The organism is Yersinia sp. 2542 StPb PI, from assembly GCF_048593855.1.
In the GTDB taxonomy this organism is placed as follows: Bacteria; Pseudomonadota; Gammaproteobacteria; order Enterobacterales; family Enterobacteriaceae; genus Yersinia; species Yersinia enterocolitica_E.
In genome coordinates, this window is sequence record NZ_JAZGQA010000004.1 from 26,037 (window position 1) to 41,441 (window position 15,405).

Sequence of the window (15,405 nt, forward strand, 5' to 3'; positions counted from 1 at the left end):
TCTTCCTAACCTATCCCCAGCCGTTAAAGACGGGAGAAATCATTGAAAAGTGCAAGCCCCATTAATAACACCAGCAAAATCGAGCCGATGCGATAACTGAAGTCCTGTACTCGCTCAGAAACCGGCCCACCCTTCAGCTTTTCTATCGCCAGGAAGAGCAGATGTCCACCATCTAATACCGGTAACGGGAACAAATTGATAATCCCTAAGTTGACACTGATTAGTGCCAAAAACATCAGGTAATACACCAATCCGTACTCAGCTGAAACCCCAGCGCCTTGTGCAATAGATATCGGGCCACTCAAGTTATTCAGTTTAACATCACCAGTAATCAGTTTACCCAACATGCCTACCGTCAACCGCATCAACTGCCAGGTTTTATCCCCAGCTTGGTAGAGTGCCGTAAACGGGCCATATTGGCGAATCGTTCTATATTCATCCGGAAGCGGTATAACTTTCGGCACTACACCCGCAAAACCTTCATTGCGGTTTTCTCCAACCGATTTTGTATCTGGTATCAAGGTTAAAGACAAGGGGGTACCACCCCTTTCAATATCTAACACCAGTGGCTTACCGGGGTTATCACGAACCTGTAAAACAAATGTTTGCCAACGATCCAGTGGCTGACCACCAACTTTAACTATCCTATCCCCTGCTTGTAAACCTGCCTTTTGTGCCGCAGACCCGGTTTGAACTTCAGCCAAGACAGATTCAATCTGCGGGCCCCGTGGAATAATACCCAACGCCACGATAGGATCTTGCTTATCAGGCTCGAACTGCCACTGTTGCAGATCCAGTGTCTTTTGCACCACATTAGCAGAACCAAATGGTGCCACACCCACCTGTGTTTGTTTATCACCGATTTTGCCGACGAGGGCCAAACGAACAGAATCCCAGTCAGGCGTTTCGATACCATCTACAGACTTAAGTTCCATTCCTGGAGAAATATTGGCTTGTGCAGCAATGGATTGTGGCGAAATGTCACCCACTACCGGGCGCACACTTGGCACACCAATGATAAACACCAGCCAGTAAGCAATGACAGCAAAAAGGAAGTTGGCAATAGGGCCCGCGCTGACGATTGCCGCGCGTTGCAAAACAGTTTTATTATTAAAAGATTGATGACGAAGCTCAGGAGCAACAGCTTCAACACGCTCATCTAGCATCTTAACATAGCCGCCCAGCGGGATAAGGGCGATAACATACTCGGTACCTTGACGATCCGTCCGACGCCACAGCGCTTTACCAAAACCAATCGAAAAGCGTTCGACACGGACACCACAGCGCCGCGCCACCCAAAAGTGACCGAACTCATGCACTGTAATTAAGATCCCCAGTGCGATAATAAACGCGGCCAGGCTCCAGAGTATGCTCATCATATTCCCTAAACTCCCCGTCAATGACGGATTAAAACACTAACAGCATTAAGCAGGCAAATACCGGCACAGCTGCGGTCAGGCTATCGATACGATCCAGTATCCCACCATGACCAGGAATCAGATGACCACTGTCTTTGATTCCCGCTTCACGTTTAAACATACTTTCGGTCAAATCGCCAAGTACTGAGGCCAATGCAGCCACCACGGAACAGATTAACAGTTTTTCCGGGATGATATCCAATGGAGCATAACGACCGAACAACCATGATATCAGAGCTGATGTCAGTAAACCGCCAATTAATCCTTCCCAGGTTTTACCTGGTGATACTTTAGGCGCTAATTTATGTTTACCGAATAATTTACCAAACATGTAAGCGCCAGAATCCGCACCCCATACCAAAAGCATCACATACAGCAGCCACCAGGCGCCGATATGGTGGTTCTGCTCATAGCCATACTGACGTAATGCCACCATGCCCCAGAAAAAGGGAACAATAGTCAGAACGCCGAAAATTATACGTAACAGACGTGAATCGCGCCACAACGCCGCAGAGCGTGGGTAAGTAAGCACCAACAGCAATGCTGCGACCCACCAGCCCATAGAGAGCCAGAGAGGGACACTCACTTGTGGTAGATGAGCAGAATGCTGATAGGCAGGAAGGCTAAGCAGCATTGAGATCAGTAGAAAACCACAAAGTATGGCTAACCAAATACGCTGAGAACGACTGGCGAACCCGGCTAATTGCCCCCACTCCCAGGCTGCAAGCATACAGACAAAGAGAGTAACAATAGCAAAACCAACCGGCGGAAGCAGGAACAGGGCACCAATGACAACCGGAATCAAAATCAAAGCAGTTATGAGACGATACTTCAGCAAAAGTTCCCCCTAGGATGCAGTGGCATCGATAGGTGTAGTTCCCCCGAAGCGACGCTCGCGTTGTGCAAATGCATTCAGCGCACCTTCAAAGACATGTTCATCAAAATCAGGCCAGAGTACATCAGTAAAGTAAAGTTCAGCATAGGCAATTTGCCATAACAAAAAATTACTGATGCGATGTTCACCACCGGTTCTGATCACTAAATCCACCTCAGATTGCTCATGCAGGCAGATATGCGAGTTTAGCGATTCTTCACTGATATCTGTGGGCTGCAACTCACCTTGCTGTACTTGCTCAGCTAAATGGCGCACACCCTGAATAATATCCCAACGGCCACCATAATTGGCAGCGATGTTGAGTTTCAGACCGTCATTGTTGGCAGTTAGCGCTTCTGAGCGACGGATCCGTTGTTGCAAACGTTCACTAAATCGACTGATATCACCAATAACAGATAAACGAACATTATGTTTATGCAGACTTTTTACTTCACTGTCCAGCGCACGAACAAAAAGCTCCATCAGAGCGGTGACTTCCTGAGCAGGGCGATTCCAGTTTTCACTACTGAAAGCATAAAGCGTGAGCGCATCCAAATGATGACTGGCAGCAAAACTTACTGCACGACGAACTGACTTCACTCCCGCTTTATGACCGAAGACCCTTAATTTACCCCGATTTTTAGCCCAACGCCCATTACCATCCATAATGATAGCGACATGACGCGGAATCAGGGGGCACAAGTTAGCCCTATCTTCATTTACAGACGACATAATGCGAACTCATTTCCTCAATAAATCAATTGTTCGTCCCGAACATTAGGCAGTAAGCCCACAAAAAAAGCCGTGTACCAAGTCACGGCTTCTTAAGTGACAGCCGAAATAGACGGTTTAAATACCTATTGGGCCACTAATCAACAGTCTATCTATCCATTGACGGTGCAGACTATACCATCTCAGCCTTGCCCTAACAAATTCCCAAAACAGCCAATACAACTTAATGATTCAATTTTTCTATTGCTTGAGCTGCCGTATCACGGGCTTGACGATCAATGATCAGCACCTCATCCACACTAGTGGGTTCAGCCAATGATAACTGTTCCACAACCCTAAGGTTGATGGCTGCAATATCAGTGAAACGAATGCGTGAATCTAAAAATGCCATAACGGATATTTCGTTCGCGGCATTCAGCGCTGTCGTGGCAGCTTGCCCTGCATTGCTTGCATCGATTGCCAATTTTAGACAAGGATAACGCTGATAATCCGGCGCAGCGAACGTCAGCTCGCGTATCTGGCAAAAATCGAGTGGTGCAACACCAGAATTAACCCGCATTGGGTACGCCATCGCATGTGCAATCGGGGTACGCATGTCTGGGGTCCCCATCTGGGCCAGTACACTACCATCGTGATAACGCACCATCGAGTGAATGACAGATTGAGGATGCAAAATAACCTCAACCTGCTCTGCACTGGCATTGAATAACCAACGCGCCTCGATATACTCCAGCCCTTTGTTCATCATAGTCGCGGAGTCGACTGAAATTTTGCGCCCCATAGACCAGTTTGGATGAGCACAAGCCTGATCTGGTGTGACATCGGCAAATTGTGATAAAGGTATTTCACGCAGTGGGCCACCTGAGCCAGTTAAAATAATGCGCGAGACGCCATTCTCACTCAGTGAAGAGTAGCCTAATTTACGCTGAATTTTCTCAGGTAAACTCTGAAAAATCGCATTATGTTCGCTGTCGATTGGCAGCAATTGTGCATGGCTGTGTTTCACTTCATCCATGAAAAGCTTGCCGCAGGTAATCAGTGACTCTTTGTTAGCCAGTAATACCTGTTTACCTGCACGAATAGCCGCCAGCGTTGAAGACAGGCCTGCCACACCGACAATTGCCGCCATCACTTGATCGACATCGTCTAACGCAGCCAGTTCACCGGCCGCTTTTTCACCATGAAAAACTTCGGTTTTCGAACCGTGCTCAGCCAATAACTGGCGCAACGTTTTGGCCGATATTTCATCTGACATCGCGGCATAGCGAGGAGAAAACTCGAGGCATTGCATTGCCATCTGCTCGACATTGCGACCAGCCACAAGTGCAGTAACGTTGAATAATTCGGGATTAGCGCGGACAACACCCAGAGTGCTGTTACCGATGGAGCCAGTAGAACCAAGAATAGTCAGTTGCTTCATGAGAGTGCTCTGAATAACTGTTTTTATGATAGGCGAGAGCGCAACCGACCCGAATAACAGGTGGTCTAATAAATATCCTCGGCCCAATTTTATAGCGTATTACTGCCGATATCGCATGACTCTACTGACCTAGTGAATCGGCAAAATAGTGATCCTGCTAAAAACAAAGCGCCACCTAAGCGACGCTCTGTTTTTTGTCAGGCAGGATTAGAAATCCATCAACTCAGCTTCTTTAGCCGCTAATGCAGTATCAACTTTCTTGATAAAAGCATCGGTCAGCTTTTGGATATCATCTTGAGAACGGCGGTCTTCGTCTTCACTGATCTCTTTATCTTTCAACAAAGCTTTCACTTTTTCGTTAGCATCACGGCGCACGTTACGAATCGATACACGGCCCTGCTCTGCTTCTGCACGAACAACTTTGATCAAGTCTTTACGGCGCTCTTCTGTCAATGCTGGCAGTGGAACACGAATAACGGTACCCGCGGAAGAAGGATTCAGCCCTAAATCGGAGGTCATGATCGCTTTCTCAACCGCGGCGCTAAGGCTGCGGTCAAACACGGTCAATGCCAGAGTACGGGAGTCTTCAACCACAATGTTAGCCAACTGGCGCAATGGCGTAGCAGTGCCATAATACTCAACCTGAATGCCATCAAGAATACTTGGAGAAGCACGACCGGTACGGATCTTACTGATATGGTTTTGGAAAGCTTCAAAGCATTTTTCCATACGCACTTCAGTATCTTTTCTAATTTCGTTAATCACGTTGTGAACCCTTGGAAACTGGTTACTTGGCAGGCCATAGCATGAGTATAGCCGGTGAATATACAAACCAACAGTTGCAGGCATTGGGGGCATATCTGAAAGCCGCATGCCCCTGACAATACAGGCTGCCGCTTATTTAGCGATCGCTGTCACTTCTTTAGTGATCAACGTCCCTTCATTCTCACCCATCACCACGCGACGCAGAGCGCCAGGTTTGTTCATATTGAAAACACGAATTGGCAAGTTATGATCACGGGCCAAAGTGAAGGCCGCCAGATCCATAACTTTTAGCTCGCGCTCCAGAACATCCTGATAGGTTAGCTGCTCAAACAGTGTTGCGTCAGGGTTTTTAACCGGATCTGCGGAGTAAACTCCATCAACTTTCGTCGCTTTCAGCACCACATCAGCTTCGATCTCGATACCGCGCAGACAGGCCGCGGAATCGGTGGTGAAGAAAGGGTTACCTGTACCTGCGGCAAAAATCACCACACGGTTATGACGCAGCAAGCTGATAGCTTCAGCCCAACTGTAATTATCACACACACCATTAAGTGGAATAGCAGACATCAGGCGGGCGTTCACATAGGCACGGTGCAGTGCATCTCGCATTGCCAGGCCGTTCATTACGGTAGCCAGCATTCCCATGTGGTCGCCCACTACGCGGTTCATCCCAGCTTGTGCCAAACCGGCACCGCGGAATAGGTTACCACCGCCAATGACCACACCGACCTGAATGCCCAATTCGACCAGCTCTTTAACTTCTTGAGCCATGCGATCCAAAACGCTTGCGTCGATACCAAAACCTTCCGCGCCTTGCAGGGCTTCGCCGCTAAGCTTAAGCAGGATACGCTGATATACGGGTTTTGCATTGGTTGCCATGGTGTTCTGTCCTAAGCAGCAGTAATAAATATTGGGAACTTGACCGTCAAATGTTCAAAGCAATACCGTGCGCTGAAAACTGACAGGACTAAGCTTATACCCTAAATAATTCGAGTTGCAGGAAGACGACGACTGAGCGAATCCTCAGAAGCTTACATAAGTAAGTGACTGAAGTGAACGAAAGCAGTCAACGCACCTGTAATTTGAAGTATGACGGGTATCGAGTGGATAAAATGGAACCGCCGATTGGCGGCCCCATTTTTAGCATTAAGACTGTTTGCTCATTGCTGCAACTTCAGCAGCAAAGTCAGTCTCAACTTTCTCAATGCCTTCGCCCACTTCAAAGCGGATGAAGTTTGTTACGTCAGCTTTGTTCTCTTTCAACAAATCACCAACGGTTTTGCTTGGGTCCATAACGAAGTTCTGACCAGTCAGAGAAACTTCGCCGGTGAACTTACGCATACGGCCTTCAACCATCTTCTCAGCAATTTCACGTGGTTTGCCGGATTCGATAGCAATGTCCAACTGGATTTGGTGCTCGCGAGCAACAACTTCAGCAGGAACATCGTCTGGCTTAACATATTCTGGTTTGCTTGCAGCAATGTGCATAGCAATGTGCTTAACCAGCTCTTCATCAGCGCCAGTTGCTGCAACCATAACGCCGATACGAGCGCCGTGCAGATAAGTACCCAGAACATCGCCTTCCAGAGCAGCAATACGACGAATATTGATGTTCTCGCCGATTTTAGCTACCAAATTGGCGCGTTGCTCTTCAAACTTAGCTTTCAGATCGTCGATATTAGTGATTTTGTCAGCCAGAGCTGCGTTGATAACTTCTTCGCCAAATGCTTTGAAGCCAGCATCTTTAGCAACAAAGTCAGTTTCGCAGTTCAGTTCCAGAATCACACCGAACTTACCGTCGGCTGAAAGTTGAGCCAGGATGATGCCTTCAGCAGCGATACGGCCTGCTTTCTTGGCAGCTTTAGCCTGACCAGATTTACGCATATTGTCGATGGCAAGCTCGATGTCGCCGTTAGCTTCAACCAACGCCTTTTTACATTCCATCATGCCTGCGGCAGTACGCTCACGCAGTTCTTTTACCAAAGCAGCGGTAATAGCAACCATTTAAATTTCCTCGGTTCTCTTGTGAAAACAAGATCTCACATTAGATACGCAAAGGGGGCCTATAAAGGCCCCCTAACCAACATATTTCAATACCTGGTTAATAAGGGCTCCAACGAGCCTGACTTATTATTCAGCTTCTACGAAGCTTTCTTCCGCTTGAACGGCCAAGTCTTGAGAACGACCTTCAGTGACGGCAGTAGCAACAGCGTTCAGGTACAGTTTAACTGCACGGATCGCGTCATCGTTACCTGGGATGATAAAGTCAACGCCATCTGGATCGGAGTTAGTATCAACGATAGAGAATACCGGGATACCCAGGTTGTTAGCTTCTTTGATAGCGATGTGTTCGTGATCAGCATCAACAACAAACAGAGCGTCTGGTAAACCGCCCATGTCTTTGATACCGCCCAGGCTGTTTTCCAGCTTGTTCAGTTCACGAGTACGCATCAGCGCTTCTTTTTTGGTCAGCTTGTCAAAGGTGCCGTCTTGAGACTGGATTTCCAAATCTTTCAAACGTTTGATGGACTGACGAACAGTTTTCCAGTTAGTCAGCATCCCGCCCAACCAGCGATGGTTCACGAAGAACTGGTCGCAGTTGTTGGCAGCGTCTTTTACCGCTTCGCTTGCTGCGCGTTTAGTACCAACGAACAAGATCTTACCTTTACGGGAAGAGATCTTTTTCAATTCAGCCAAAGCTTCGTTGAACATTGGTACGGTCTTTTCCAGGTTGATGATGTGAACTTTGTTACGTGCGCCGAAGATGAAAGGCTTCATTTTCGGGTTCCAGTAACGGGTCTGGTGACCGAAGTGAACACCGGCCTGGAGCATGTCGCGCATGGAAACAGTTGCCATGATTAAAACCTCTATAGTATCAGTTGGGGTTATGCCTCCACGTGCCCCATAACGCCGACCCCATAAGAAATTGATAATCATCAAAAACTTTAGGGCACCCCGGCGTATGTGTCGACACGTGTGTGTTATTTACACATATGAGTGCGATTGGTATTACTCAGCTAAACAGCTACCTGCCATCAGGACATGCCCTGAAATCGGACCTGAAACGACAACATAATAGTGCGGTTTGCCGGCGCGCTTTATACCATAAACGGCCGCAACACACCAACTTTTGTTGCATTTAGTGTCGTCACTGCAAACGAAAGTTTGGCAGCTAATTGCAGGGCTGGTACCATTAGCGACAGGTTATTTAGGGTATATGATATTTATTACCTGCTTATTCATATTACGGCGGCTGGTTGGTATTCACAGCCCCTACGGACACTTTTGCATGGCAATCTCAATAAAAACACCTGAAGATATTCAAAAAATGCGCGTTGCTGGCCGCCTGGCTGCTGAAGTGCTGGAGATCATTGAACCTCACGTAAAACCGGGGGTAACCACTGGTGAACTCGATCGTATCTGCCACGATCATATCACCAACCATCAGCAGGCTATCTCTGCTTGTCTGGGTTACCACGGCTTTCCTAAATCGGTTTGTATTTCTATTAATGAAGTTATTTGTCACGGCATTCCAAGTGATGAGAAAGTGTTGAAAGACGGTGACATCGTCAATATCGACGTGACTGTTATTAAAGACGGTTTCCATGGCGATACATCAAAAATGTTTATCGTCGGCAAACCGACCATTTTGGGTGAGCGCCTGTGCCGCGTCACTCAAGAGAGCCTGTACCTGGCAATCAAAATGGTCAAGCCGGGTATCCGCCTGCGCACTCTGGGTAAAGAGATCCAAAAATTTGTGGAAGCGGAGAACTTTTCTGTGGTGCGTGAATATTGTGGCCACGGTATTGGCGAAGGTTTCCATGAAGAACCACAAGTGCTGCACTACGATGCAGACGACGGTGGCGTAATCCTACAAACTGGTATGGCTTTCACCATTGAGCCTATGGTCAACGCAGGGGATTACCGAATTCGTACCATGAAAGATGGCTGGACGGTAAAAACTAAAGATCGCAGCTTGTCGGCACAGTACGAGCATACTATTGTGGTAACCGATAACGGCTGCGAAATAATGACGTTGCGAAAGGATGACACCATCCCCAACATCATAACGCACGAGTAATAATGACAAGCCGGCAGCCGCCGGCTTTTTTATGGGCTGCGTCTTTTTATCAGGTCGCATTTATCGGGTAAACATATGTCTGACAATCACACCGAGCACTCTGTATCCCCTGCGGTACCGAAGGTCATTCCTGAGCAGCCCGCACCACCGAGTACTTATCTCGATAGTGACCTTAATTGCCCGATTCTCAAGCAGCGGCTTGAGACTTTCCAACTTTGGCAGGCGGAAGCATTCAATGGCGGAATCAGTGCCGAGATATTAATTGCTGCGCGCAGTGATTACATTGACCGCCTGTTACGGCGGTTGTGGACATTTTATGGTTTTGATGATGTGGCTGAAACCGCGCTGGTTGCCGTGGGCGGCTATGGCCGTGGTGAACTGCACCCCTTATCAGATATTGATGTATTGGTTCTCAGCAAGCAGCGTCTAAGCGATGAAGATGCGCAACGCGTCGGCCAGTTGATCACTTTGCTATGGGACCTGAAACTGGAAGTCGGCCACAGCGTGCGCACACTGGAAGAGTGTTTGCTCGAGGGGTTAGCCGACCTCACTGTCGCCACCAATATGATTGAGTCACGTTTGATTTGCGGTGATGTAGCCCTGTTTTTACAGATGCAAAAGCACATTTTTAGCGACAATTTCTGGCCCTCGCCGCAATTTTTCCATGCCAAAATCACCGAACAACAAGAACGGCATAAACGCTACCATGGCACCAGTTATAACCTGGAGCCTGATATCAAAAGTAGCCCTGGTGGGTTACGGGATATCCACACCCTACAATGGGTAGCCCGCCGCCATTTTGGTGCCACATCCTTAAGTGAGATGGTTGATTTCGGTTTTCTGACCAAAGCTGAGCGCAATGAGCTGATTGAAAGCCAGAGTTTTCTGTGGCGCATCCGTTTCGCGCTGCATTTGGTATTAACTCGCTACGATAACCGCCTGCTGTTTGACCGCCAACTGAGTGTGGCTCAGCTTTTGCAATATCAGGGCGAAGGCAATGAACCGGTCGAACGGATGATGAAAGATTTTTATCGTATGACCCGTCGGGTCAGCGAACTGAACAACATGCTGCTACAACTGTTTGACGAAGCCATATTGGCGCTGGGTACCAATGAAAAACCACGTCCACTGGATGATGAATTTCAGTTACGCGGGGATTTAATAGATCTGCGTGATGAGAACTTATTTATCCAGCAGCCTGAAGCTATTATGCGCATGTTCTATCTGATGGTACGCAATCAGGATATCAAAGGCATATATTCCACCACAGTACGCCGCTTACGCCATGCCCGGCGGCATCTGAAACAGCCTTTATGTAACATTCCTGAAGCCCGCAAGCTATTCATGGCCATTTTGCGCCACCCTGGGGCGGTTTCCCGGGCATTATTACCGATGCATCGCCACAGCGTGCTGTGGGCCTATATGCCACAATGGGGCAGTATCGTTGGCCAGATGCAGTTTGACCTGTTTCACGCCTACACCGTAGATGAGCACACTATCCGCGTGTTACTTAAACTCGAAAGCTTTGCCGATGAAAAAACCCGGCCACGCCATCCTCTCTGCGTCGAGCTTTACCCACGCCTGCCTCAACCTGAATTATTGTTGCTAGCAGCACTGTTCCACGATATTGCCAAAGGGCGTGGAGGCGATCATTCAATACTGGGCGCTCACGATGTATTGGAGTTTGCCGAGCAGCACGGCCTTAACTCGCGCGAAGCTCAACTTGTGGCTTGGTTAGTTCGTTGCCACCTCTTGATGTCAGTGACAGCTCAGCGTCGGGATATTCAGGACCCTGCGGTTATTCAGCAATTCTCCGCCGAAGTACAAAGCGAAACTCGCTTGCGCTATTTAGTCAGTCTGACAGTGGCTGATATTTGCGCCACCAATGAAAATTTGTGGAATAGCTGGAAACAGAGCCTGTTACGCGAACTTTATTTCGCCACAGAAAAACAGTTACGCCGTGGTATGCAAAACAGCCCGGATTTGCGCGAACGTGTCCGTCACCACCGGCTACAAGCTCTGGCGCTGCTGCGGATGGATAATATCGATGAAGAAGCATTGCACCGCATCTGGAGCCGCTGCCGGGCTGATTATTTCCTGCGTCATTCACCCAATCAATTAGCCTGGCATGCCCGCCACTTATTAGAGCATGACTCAACCAAGCCACTGGTGTTAGTTAGCCGTCAGGCAACACGGGGGGGAACCGAAATATTCATCTGGAGCCCTGACCGCCCATCACTGTTTGCTGCGGTGGTCGGTGAGCTGGATCGCCGCAATCTGAGTGTTCATGATGCACAGATTTTCACCAACCGCGATGGTATGGCGATGGATACCTTTATCGTATTGGAGCCAGATGGCAGCCCACTGGCTCAAGATAGACATCCCATCATTAGTCATGCCTTAGAACAAGCGATGACCCAGCCGAATTATCAACATCCGCGCGTCAGGCGATTATCACCTAAATTACGGCATTTCAGTGTGCCGACTGAAACCAATTTCTTGCCAACCCATAACGAGCGCCGTACTTATCTGGAGTTAATTGCACTGGACCAGCCGGGCTTACTGGCTCGGGTAGGTGGGATATTTGCAGATTTAGGGTTATCGCTGCATAGCGCACGTATCACAACTATTGGCGAGCGGGTGGAGGATTTATTTGTATTAGCAGACAAAGATCGCCGCGCTTTAAGTATTGAAACCCGCCGCGAATTAGCACAACGGTTGACAGATACCCTCAATCCGAACGATAAACTGTGATACAAATAACTTTTTAGTCATTAATTTTTCTTACAACCCATTTTGAAGGGAACAGGATGCAGCAACTACAGAACGTTATTGAAACCGCCTTCGAACGCCGTGCAGATATCACGCCGGCCAACGTTGATACCGTAACCCGCGAAGCGATTAACCACGTGATTGATCTGCTTGATACCGGTGCACTACGGGTGGCAGAAAAGATTGACGGCCAGTGGGTTACCCATCAATGGCTGAAGAAAGCGGTACTGCTGTCTTTCCGTATCAATGATAACCAGGTCATGGAAGGCGCAGAAACGCGTTACTACGACAAAGTACCAATGAAATTCGCCGGTTACGATGAAGCACGCTTCCAACGTGAAGGCTTCCGTGTCGTACCACCAGCAACCGTACGTAAAGGCGCATTTATCGCTCGTAATACCGTACTGATGCCTTCTTATGTGAATATTGGCGCTTTCGTTGATGAAGGCACCATGGTCGATACCTGGGCAACTGTCGGTTCTTGCGCGCAAATTGGTAAGAATGTGCACTTGTCCGGTGGTGTTGGCATTGGTGGCGTGCTTGAGCCACTGCAAGCCAACCCAACCATCATTGAAGATAACTGCTTTGTCGGTGCGCGTTCAGAAGTGGTTGAAGGGGTTATCGTCGAAGAAGGTTCCGTTATCTCCATGGGCGTATTTATTGGGCAAAGCACCCGTATTTACGATCGTGAAACTGGTGAAATTCACTATGGCCGCGTTCCGGCCGGGTCTGTTGTCGTTTCCGGTAACCTGCCCTCGAAAGACGGTAGCTACAGCCTGTACTGTGCAGTTATCGTGAAGAAAGTTGACGCAAAAACCCGTGGAAAAGTCGGTATTAATGAGTTATTACGCACCATCGACTAAGATGAATATAGCGGGCTAATCACCCGCTATTTTTTTGCTTTGTGAAGTTATCGCCTGCAATCACATACTTTGGCGAAATTTACCGTCATAATCATAAACTGTGGAATATAAAATCAAAAAGGTGGCGCTATGTATGACAATCTGAAAAGCTTAGGAATCACACAACCAGAAGATGTCGATCGCTATAGCCTGCGTCAGGAGGCCAATAACGACATTCTGAAAATTTATTTCCGCAAAGATAAAGGCGAGTTTTTTGCTAAGAGTGTGAAATTCAAATATCCACGCCAACGAAAAACTGTGGTGGCGGATAACGCTGGACATGGTTACAAAGAAATCAATGAAATCAATCCTAACCTCCGTTACGTCATTGATGAGTTGGATCAACTGTGTAAGCGCGATCAGATTGAAGTGGATTTGAAACGCAAAATCCTGGATGACTTGCGCCATTTAGAAAGCGTTGTCGCCAATAAGATTTCAGAAATTGAATCAGATTTAGAAAAGCTGACCAACGGCCGCTAAATCTAGCTGAACACGTATTGTGGCAGCACACTGCACGCCACAATACGTCATTGAGCAGAAGCTATGTTACTTAAGCAAGCGGCCCCATTTTTCTACCCACAACGCTGAAACCACTTCTGGCTCCGGGTGTTCCATCGCGTCAATATCCAGTCGTTCACCAATCCGTGTCGCCCCCTGCTCTTGCAACAGTTCATCAAATGCGCGCCCTGCGCCGCAGAAATTATCATAACTGCTGTCACCTAGTGCAATGACGCCATAACGTAGCTCTGGCTGAAACCCAACCTGATCACGAACAGCGACGAACAGTGCTGCTATGCTGTCAGGGAAGTCGCCTTGTCCGGTGGTAGATGTGATAACCAGTGCATAATGTTGACGATAATACTGCCAGGCTTCTAAAGTCCCCTCTTCAAACAGTGTTACCTCATGCCCCTGCTCTTTCAGTATGTTTTCAGCTTCTTCCGCCACTAACAACGCATTACCGTAGACAGTGCCGACAAAAATCCCGACCTGAGCCATAAAAGATATTCCCTTTTAACCAGAAAAAATTATTCACTATCCTGACCTTCGGTCGCTGGAAACTCAACCCTTTCAAGATGAGGGGTAATACCCAACCAGCCAAAGTGTGACATCAAGCCTTGCCAGGATTCATCCCAACGCGCCGTAAGCGAAAGCACCTCACCAGTGACTGGATGATTCAATTGTAAATGGCTAGCGTGCAACATGAGCCGTGAGCAATCAAAGTGTTGGGCAATACCTCTATTCTGACGCAAATCACCGTGGGCACTATCACCAATAATTGGATGGCGTATATGTGCCATATGCCGCCGTAACTGATGCTTACGCCCTGTTTCCGGTTTCAGCTCCAATAAACTGAAGCGTGATGTGTCATAACGCCCAATAGCAACAGGAACTTCCACTTGAGCCAAAGGCTGATAGTGGGTAACTGACGGTTGTGGTGCTTTATCTTGTTTGGAATGTTTATCCGCGATTTTATCCAGTTCTTCGCTCATCGCGTAATCAACCGTACCACCTTCCAGCACATAGCCACGAACCACCGCATGATATGTTTTCTGAATCTGGTGCTGTTCGAACTGCGCCGAAAGAGCACGGGCAACATCACTGGATAACGCCATCAGCAGCACACCTGATGTTGGGCGATCCAGACGGTGGACGGTATAAACATGCTGGCCAATCTGGTCGCGCACCGTTTGCATCACAAATACGGTTTCATTACTGTCCAACCAACTACGGTGAACCAGCCAACCGGCGGGTTTATTCACCGCAACTATATATTCATCTTGGTAAATTATTTCCAGCATTAGTTACTTTCTTTATTCAACAGATCATCGAGACACTGTAATTGTGCCAGCAGTATGGTGCAATCTGGCCGACTATCACCACTTAATGCCTCTTCAAAGTATGGCGTAATGGCGAAACGTGTCGGAAGTGGGTTATTCGATTCCAGCAATGCATACATTCGGGGAATCAGTACCCATTGCAACCACTGCTCGGCATCCATGGTATCGATACTGAAAGGCTCATTACTTTCGAAGGCTGCCGCTGGCGGTGGAACAACTTGCCAAAGATCAATTGCTCGCATGGCAAGCTCAATATCCCGTAAGTTCTGACGCACCTGATTTTCTATACTCATGATTATGCTCTCAACCAAAAAACAGCCATTCGCCGGGCTGGTCCAACGGCGGCCAAGCATACCATTGAAGAAGGCGATGCCCAAACTCACGCCATAGACAACAGAAGGCTATTGGGCAAAATAAGCATAAAAAAAGGGGTACTGTTTTACCAGTACCCCTCAATTCGTTTCATAGCTATCCCGCTAAAAGTGATGCTCCCTGCTCAATCCATGAAAACTTTTCCGTGTGGTTATCCTAACCAGCAATCCGTCGCAGTGTCCTACACCATCCCGATGCTAATCCTGAGGTTATCCTAACCCACCATTCATC

General features: G+C 48.0%; 15 protein-coding genes. 4 read left to right on the forward strand and 11 right to left on the reverse strand.

Going from position 1 to position 15,405, the window contains the following annotated elements; all coding sequences use genetic code 11:
• Positions 1–23 precede the first annotated feature (23 nt).
• The 8 genes from rseP to rpsB form a co-directional block, all read right to left on the reverse strand.
• Positions 24–1,379 carry a sigma E protease regulator RseP gene (gene rseP, locus V1952_RS01425; RefSeq protein WP_372559766.1) on the reverse strand — a complete coding sequence of 452 codons (1,356 nt, stop codon included), beginning with the start codon at positions 1,377–1,379 and terminating at the stop codon, positions 24–26.
• A 28-nt stretch (positions 1,380–1,407) separates the two neighbouring features.
• The gene (gene cdsA, locus V1952_RS01430) at positions 1,408–2,256 is read right to left on the reverse strand and encodes a phosphatidate cytidylyltransferase (protein WP_083162927.1); all 849 of its coding nucleotides are present in this window, start codon (positions 2,254–2,256) and stop codon (positions 1,408–1,410) included.
• A 9-nt stretch (positions 2,257–2,265) separates the two neighbouring features.
• Positions 2,266–3,024, reverse strand: a complete 759-nt coding sequence (gene ispU / locus V1952_RS01435; protein WP_372559767.1) for a (2E,6E)-farnesyl-diphosphate-specific ditrans,polycis-undecaprenyl-diphosphate synthase — start codon at positions 3,022–3,024, stop codon at positions 2,266–2,268.
• A gap of 223 nt (positions 3,025–3,247) precedes the next feature.
• Positions 3,248–4,444, reverse strand: coding sequence for a 1-deoxy-D-xylulose-5-phosphate reductoisomerase (ispC, locus tag V1952_RS01440; protein WP_420074233.1), 1,197 nt, complete (start codon positions 4,442–4,444; stop codon positions 3,248–3,250).
• Between the two features lie 207 nt (positions 4,445–4,651).
• Positions 4,652–5,209: a ribosome recycling factor gene (frr, locus tag V1952_RS01445; protein WP_083162921.1), complete on the reverse strand. Its 558-nt coding sequence runs from the start codon at positions 5,207–5,209 to the stop codon at positions 4,652–4,654.
• Positions 5,210–5,341: 132 nt separating this feature from the next.
• The gene (gene pyrH / locus V1952_RS01450) at positions 5,342–6,088 is read right to left on the reverse strand and encodes a UMP kinase (RefSeq protein ID WP_083162919.1); all 747 of its coding nucleotides are present in this window, start codon (positions 6,086–6,088) and stop codon (positions 5,342–5,344) included.
• A 267-nt stretch (positions 6,089–6,355) separates the two neighbouring features.
• Positions 6,356–7,213 carry a translation elongation factor Ts gene (gene tsf / locus V1952_RS01455; protein WP_372559769.1) on the reverse strand — a complete coding sequence of 286 codons (858 nt, stop codon included), beginning with the start codon at positions 7,211–7,213 and terminating at the stop codon, positions 6,356–6,358.
• Positions 7,214–7,339: 126 nt separating this feature from the next.
• Positions 7,340–8,065, reverse strand: coding sequence for a 30S ribosomal protein S2 (gene rpsB, locus V1952_RS01460; protein ID WP_083164108.1), 726 nt, complete (start codon positions 8,063–8,065; stop codon positions 7,340–7,342).
• A gap of 433 nt (positions 8,066–8,498) precedes the next feature.
• Here rpsB and map point away from each other — a divergent pair, with 433 nt between their 5' ends.
• The 4 genes from map to V1952_RS01480 all read left to right on the forward strand — a co-directional run bounded on the left by map (position 8,499) and on the right by V1952_RS01480 (position 13,444).
• Complete coding sequence (gene map / locus V1952_RS01465) at positions 8,499–9,290, forward strand: type I methionyl aminopeptidase (protein ID WP_083162917.1); 792 nt, start codon at positions 8,499–8,501, stop codon at positions 9,288–9,290.
• Between the two features lie 75 nt (positions 9,291–9,365).
• The gene (gene glnD, locus V1952_RS01470; RefSeq protein WP_420070728.1) at positions 9,366–12,044 is read left to right on the forward strand and encodes a bifunctional uridylyltransferase/uridylyl-removing protein GlnD; all 2,679 of its coding nucleotides are present in this window, start codon (positions 9,366–9,368) and stop codon (positions 12,042–12,044) included.
• Positions 12,045–12,100: 56 nt separating this feature from the next.
• Positions 12,101–12,925, forward strand: coding sequence for a 2,3,4,5-tetrahydropyridine-2,6-dicarboxylate N-succinyltransferase (gene dapD / locus V1952_RS01475; RefSeq protein ID WP_004391708.1), 825 nt, complete (start codon positions 12,101–12,103; stop codon positions 12,923–12,925).
• Between the two features lie 129 nt (positions 12,926–13,054).
• Positions 13,055–13,444 carry a DUF3461 family protein gene (locus V1952_RS01480; RefSeq protein WP_004706707.1) on the forward strand — a complete coding sequence of 130 codons (390 nt, stop codon included), beginning with the start codon at positions 13,055–13,057 and terminating at the stop codon, positions 13,442–13,444.
• Positions 13,445–13,510: 66 nt separating this feature from the next.
• Here V1952_RS01480 and V1952_RS01485 read toward each other — a convergent pair whose 3' ends face one another.
• From V1952_RS01485 to V1952_RS01495, 3 genes are read right to left on the reverse strand one after another with little or no spacing between them, the layout of a single operon-like run.
• The gene (locus V1952_RS01485) at positions 13,511–13,960 is read right to left on the reverse strand and encodes a flavodoxin (protein WP_083162913.1); all 450 of its coding nucleotides are present in this window, start codon (positions 13,958–13,960) and stop codon (positions 13,511–13,513) included.
• A 29-nt stretch (positions 13,961–13,989) separates the two neighbouring features.
• Positions 13,990–14,763 carry a tRNA pseudouridine(65) synthase TruC gene (gene truC, locus V1952_RS01490; protein ID WP_372559772.1) on the reverse strand — a complete coding sequence of 258 codons (774 nt, stop codon included), beginning with the start codon at positions 14,761–14,763 and terminating at the stop codon, positions 13,990–13,992.
• Entirely contained in the window at positions 14,763–15,095 is a 333-nt protein-coding gene (locus tag V1952_RS01495) for a YqcC family protein (protein ID WP_083164106.1), read from the reverse strand. Before V1952_RS01495 ends, truC begins: the two co-directional genes overlap by 1 nt.
• Between the last annotated feature and the right edge of the window lie 310 nt (positions 15,096–15,405).

Coding starts and splice junctions, on each gene's coding strand:
- rseP (WP_372559766.1), bottom strand. CDS start 1,379: ATGATGAGCATACTCTGGAGCCTGGCCGCGTTTATTATCGCACTGGGG.
- ispU (WP_372559767.1), bottom strand. CDS start 3,024: ATGTCGTCTGTAAATGAAGATAGGGCTAACTTGTGCCCCCTGATTCCG.
- ispC (WP_420074233.1), bottom strand. CDS start 4,444: ATGAAGCAACTGACTATTCTTGGTTCTACTGGCTCCATCGGTAACAGC.
- pyrH (WP_083162919.1), bottom strand. CDS start 6,088: ATGGCAACCAATGCAAAACCCGTATATCAGCGTATCCTGCTTAAGCTT.
- tsf (WP_372559769.1), bottom strand. CDS start 7,213: ATGGTTGCTATTACCGCTGCTTTGGTAAAAGAACTGCGTGAGCGTACT.
- rpsB (WP_083164108.1), bottom strand. CDS start 8,065: ATGGCAACTGTTTCCATGCGCGACATGCTCCAGGCCGGTGTTCACTTC.
- map (WP_083162917.1), top strand. CDS start 8,499: ATGGCAATCTCAATAAAAACACCTGAAGATATTCAAAAAATGCGCGTT.
- glnD (WP_420070728.1), top strand. CDS start 9,366: ATGTCTGACAATCACACCGAGCACTCTGTATCCCCTGCGGTACCGAAG.
- dapD (WP_004391708.1), top strand. CDS start 12,101: ATGCAGCAACTACAGAACGTTATTGAAACCGCCTTCGAACGCCGTGCA.
- V1952_RS01480 (WP_004706707.1), top strand. CDS start 13,055: ATGTATGACAATCTGAAAAGCTTAGGAATCACACAACCAGAAGATGTC.
- V1952_RS01485 (WP_083162913.1), bottom strand. CDS start 13,960: ATGGCTCAGGTCGGGATTTTTGTCGGCACTGTCTACGGTAATGCGTTG.
- truC (WP_372559772.1), bottom strand. CDS start 14,763: ATGCTGGAAATAATTTACCAAGATGAATATATAGTTGCGGTGAATAAA.
- V1952_RS01495 (WP_083164106.1), bottom strand. CDS start 15,095: ATGAGTATAGAAAATCAGGTGCGTCAGAACTTACGGGATATTGAGCTT.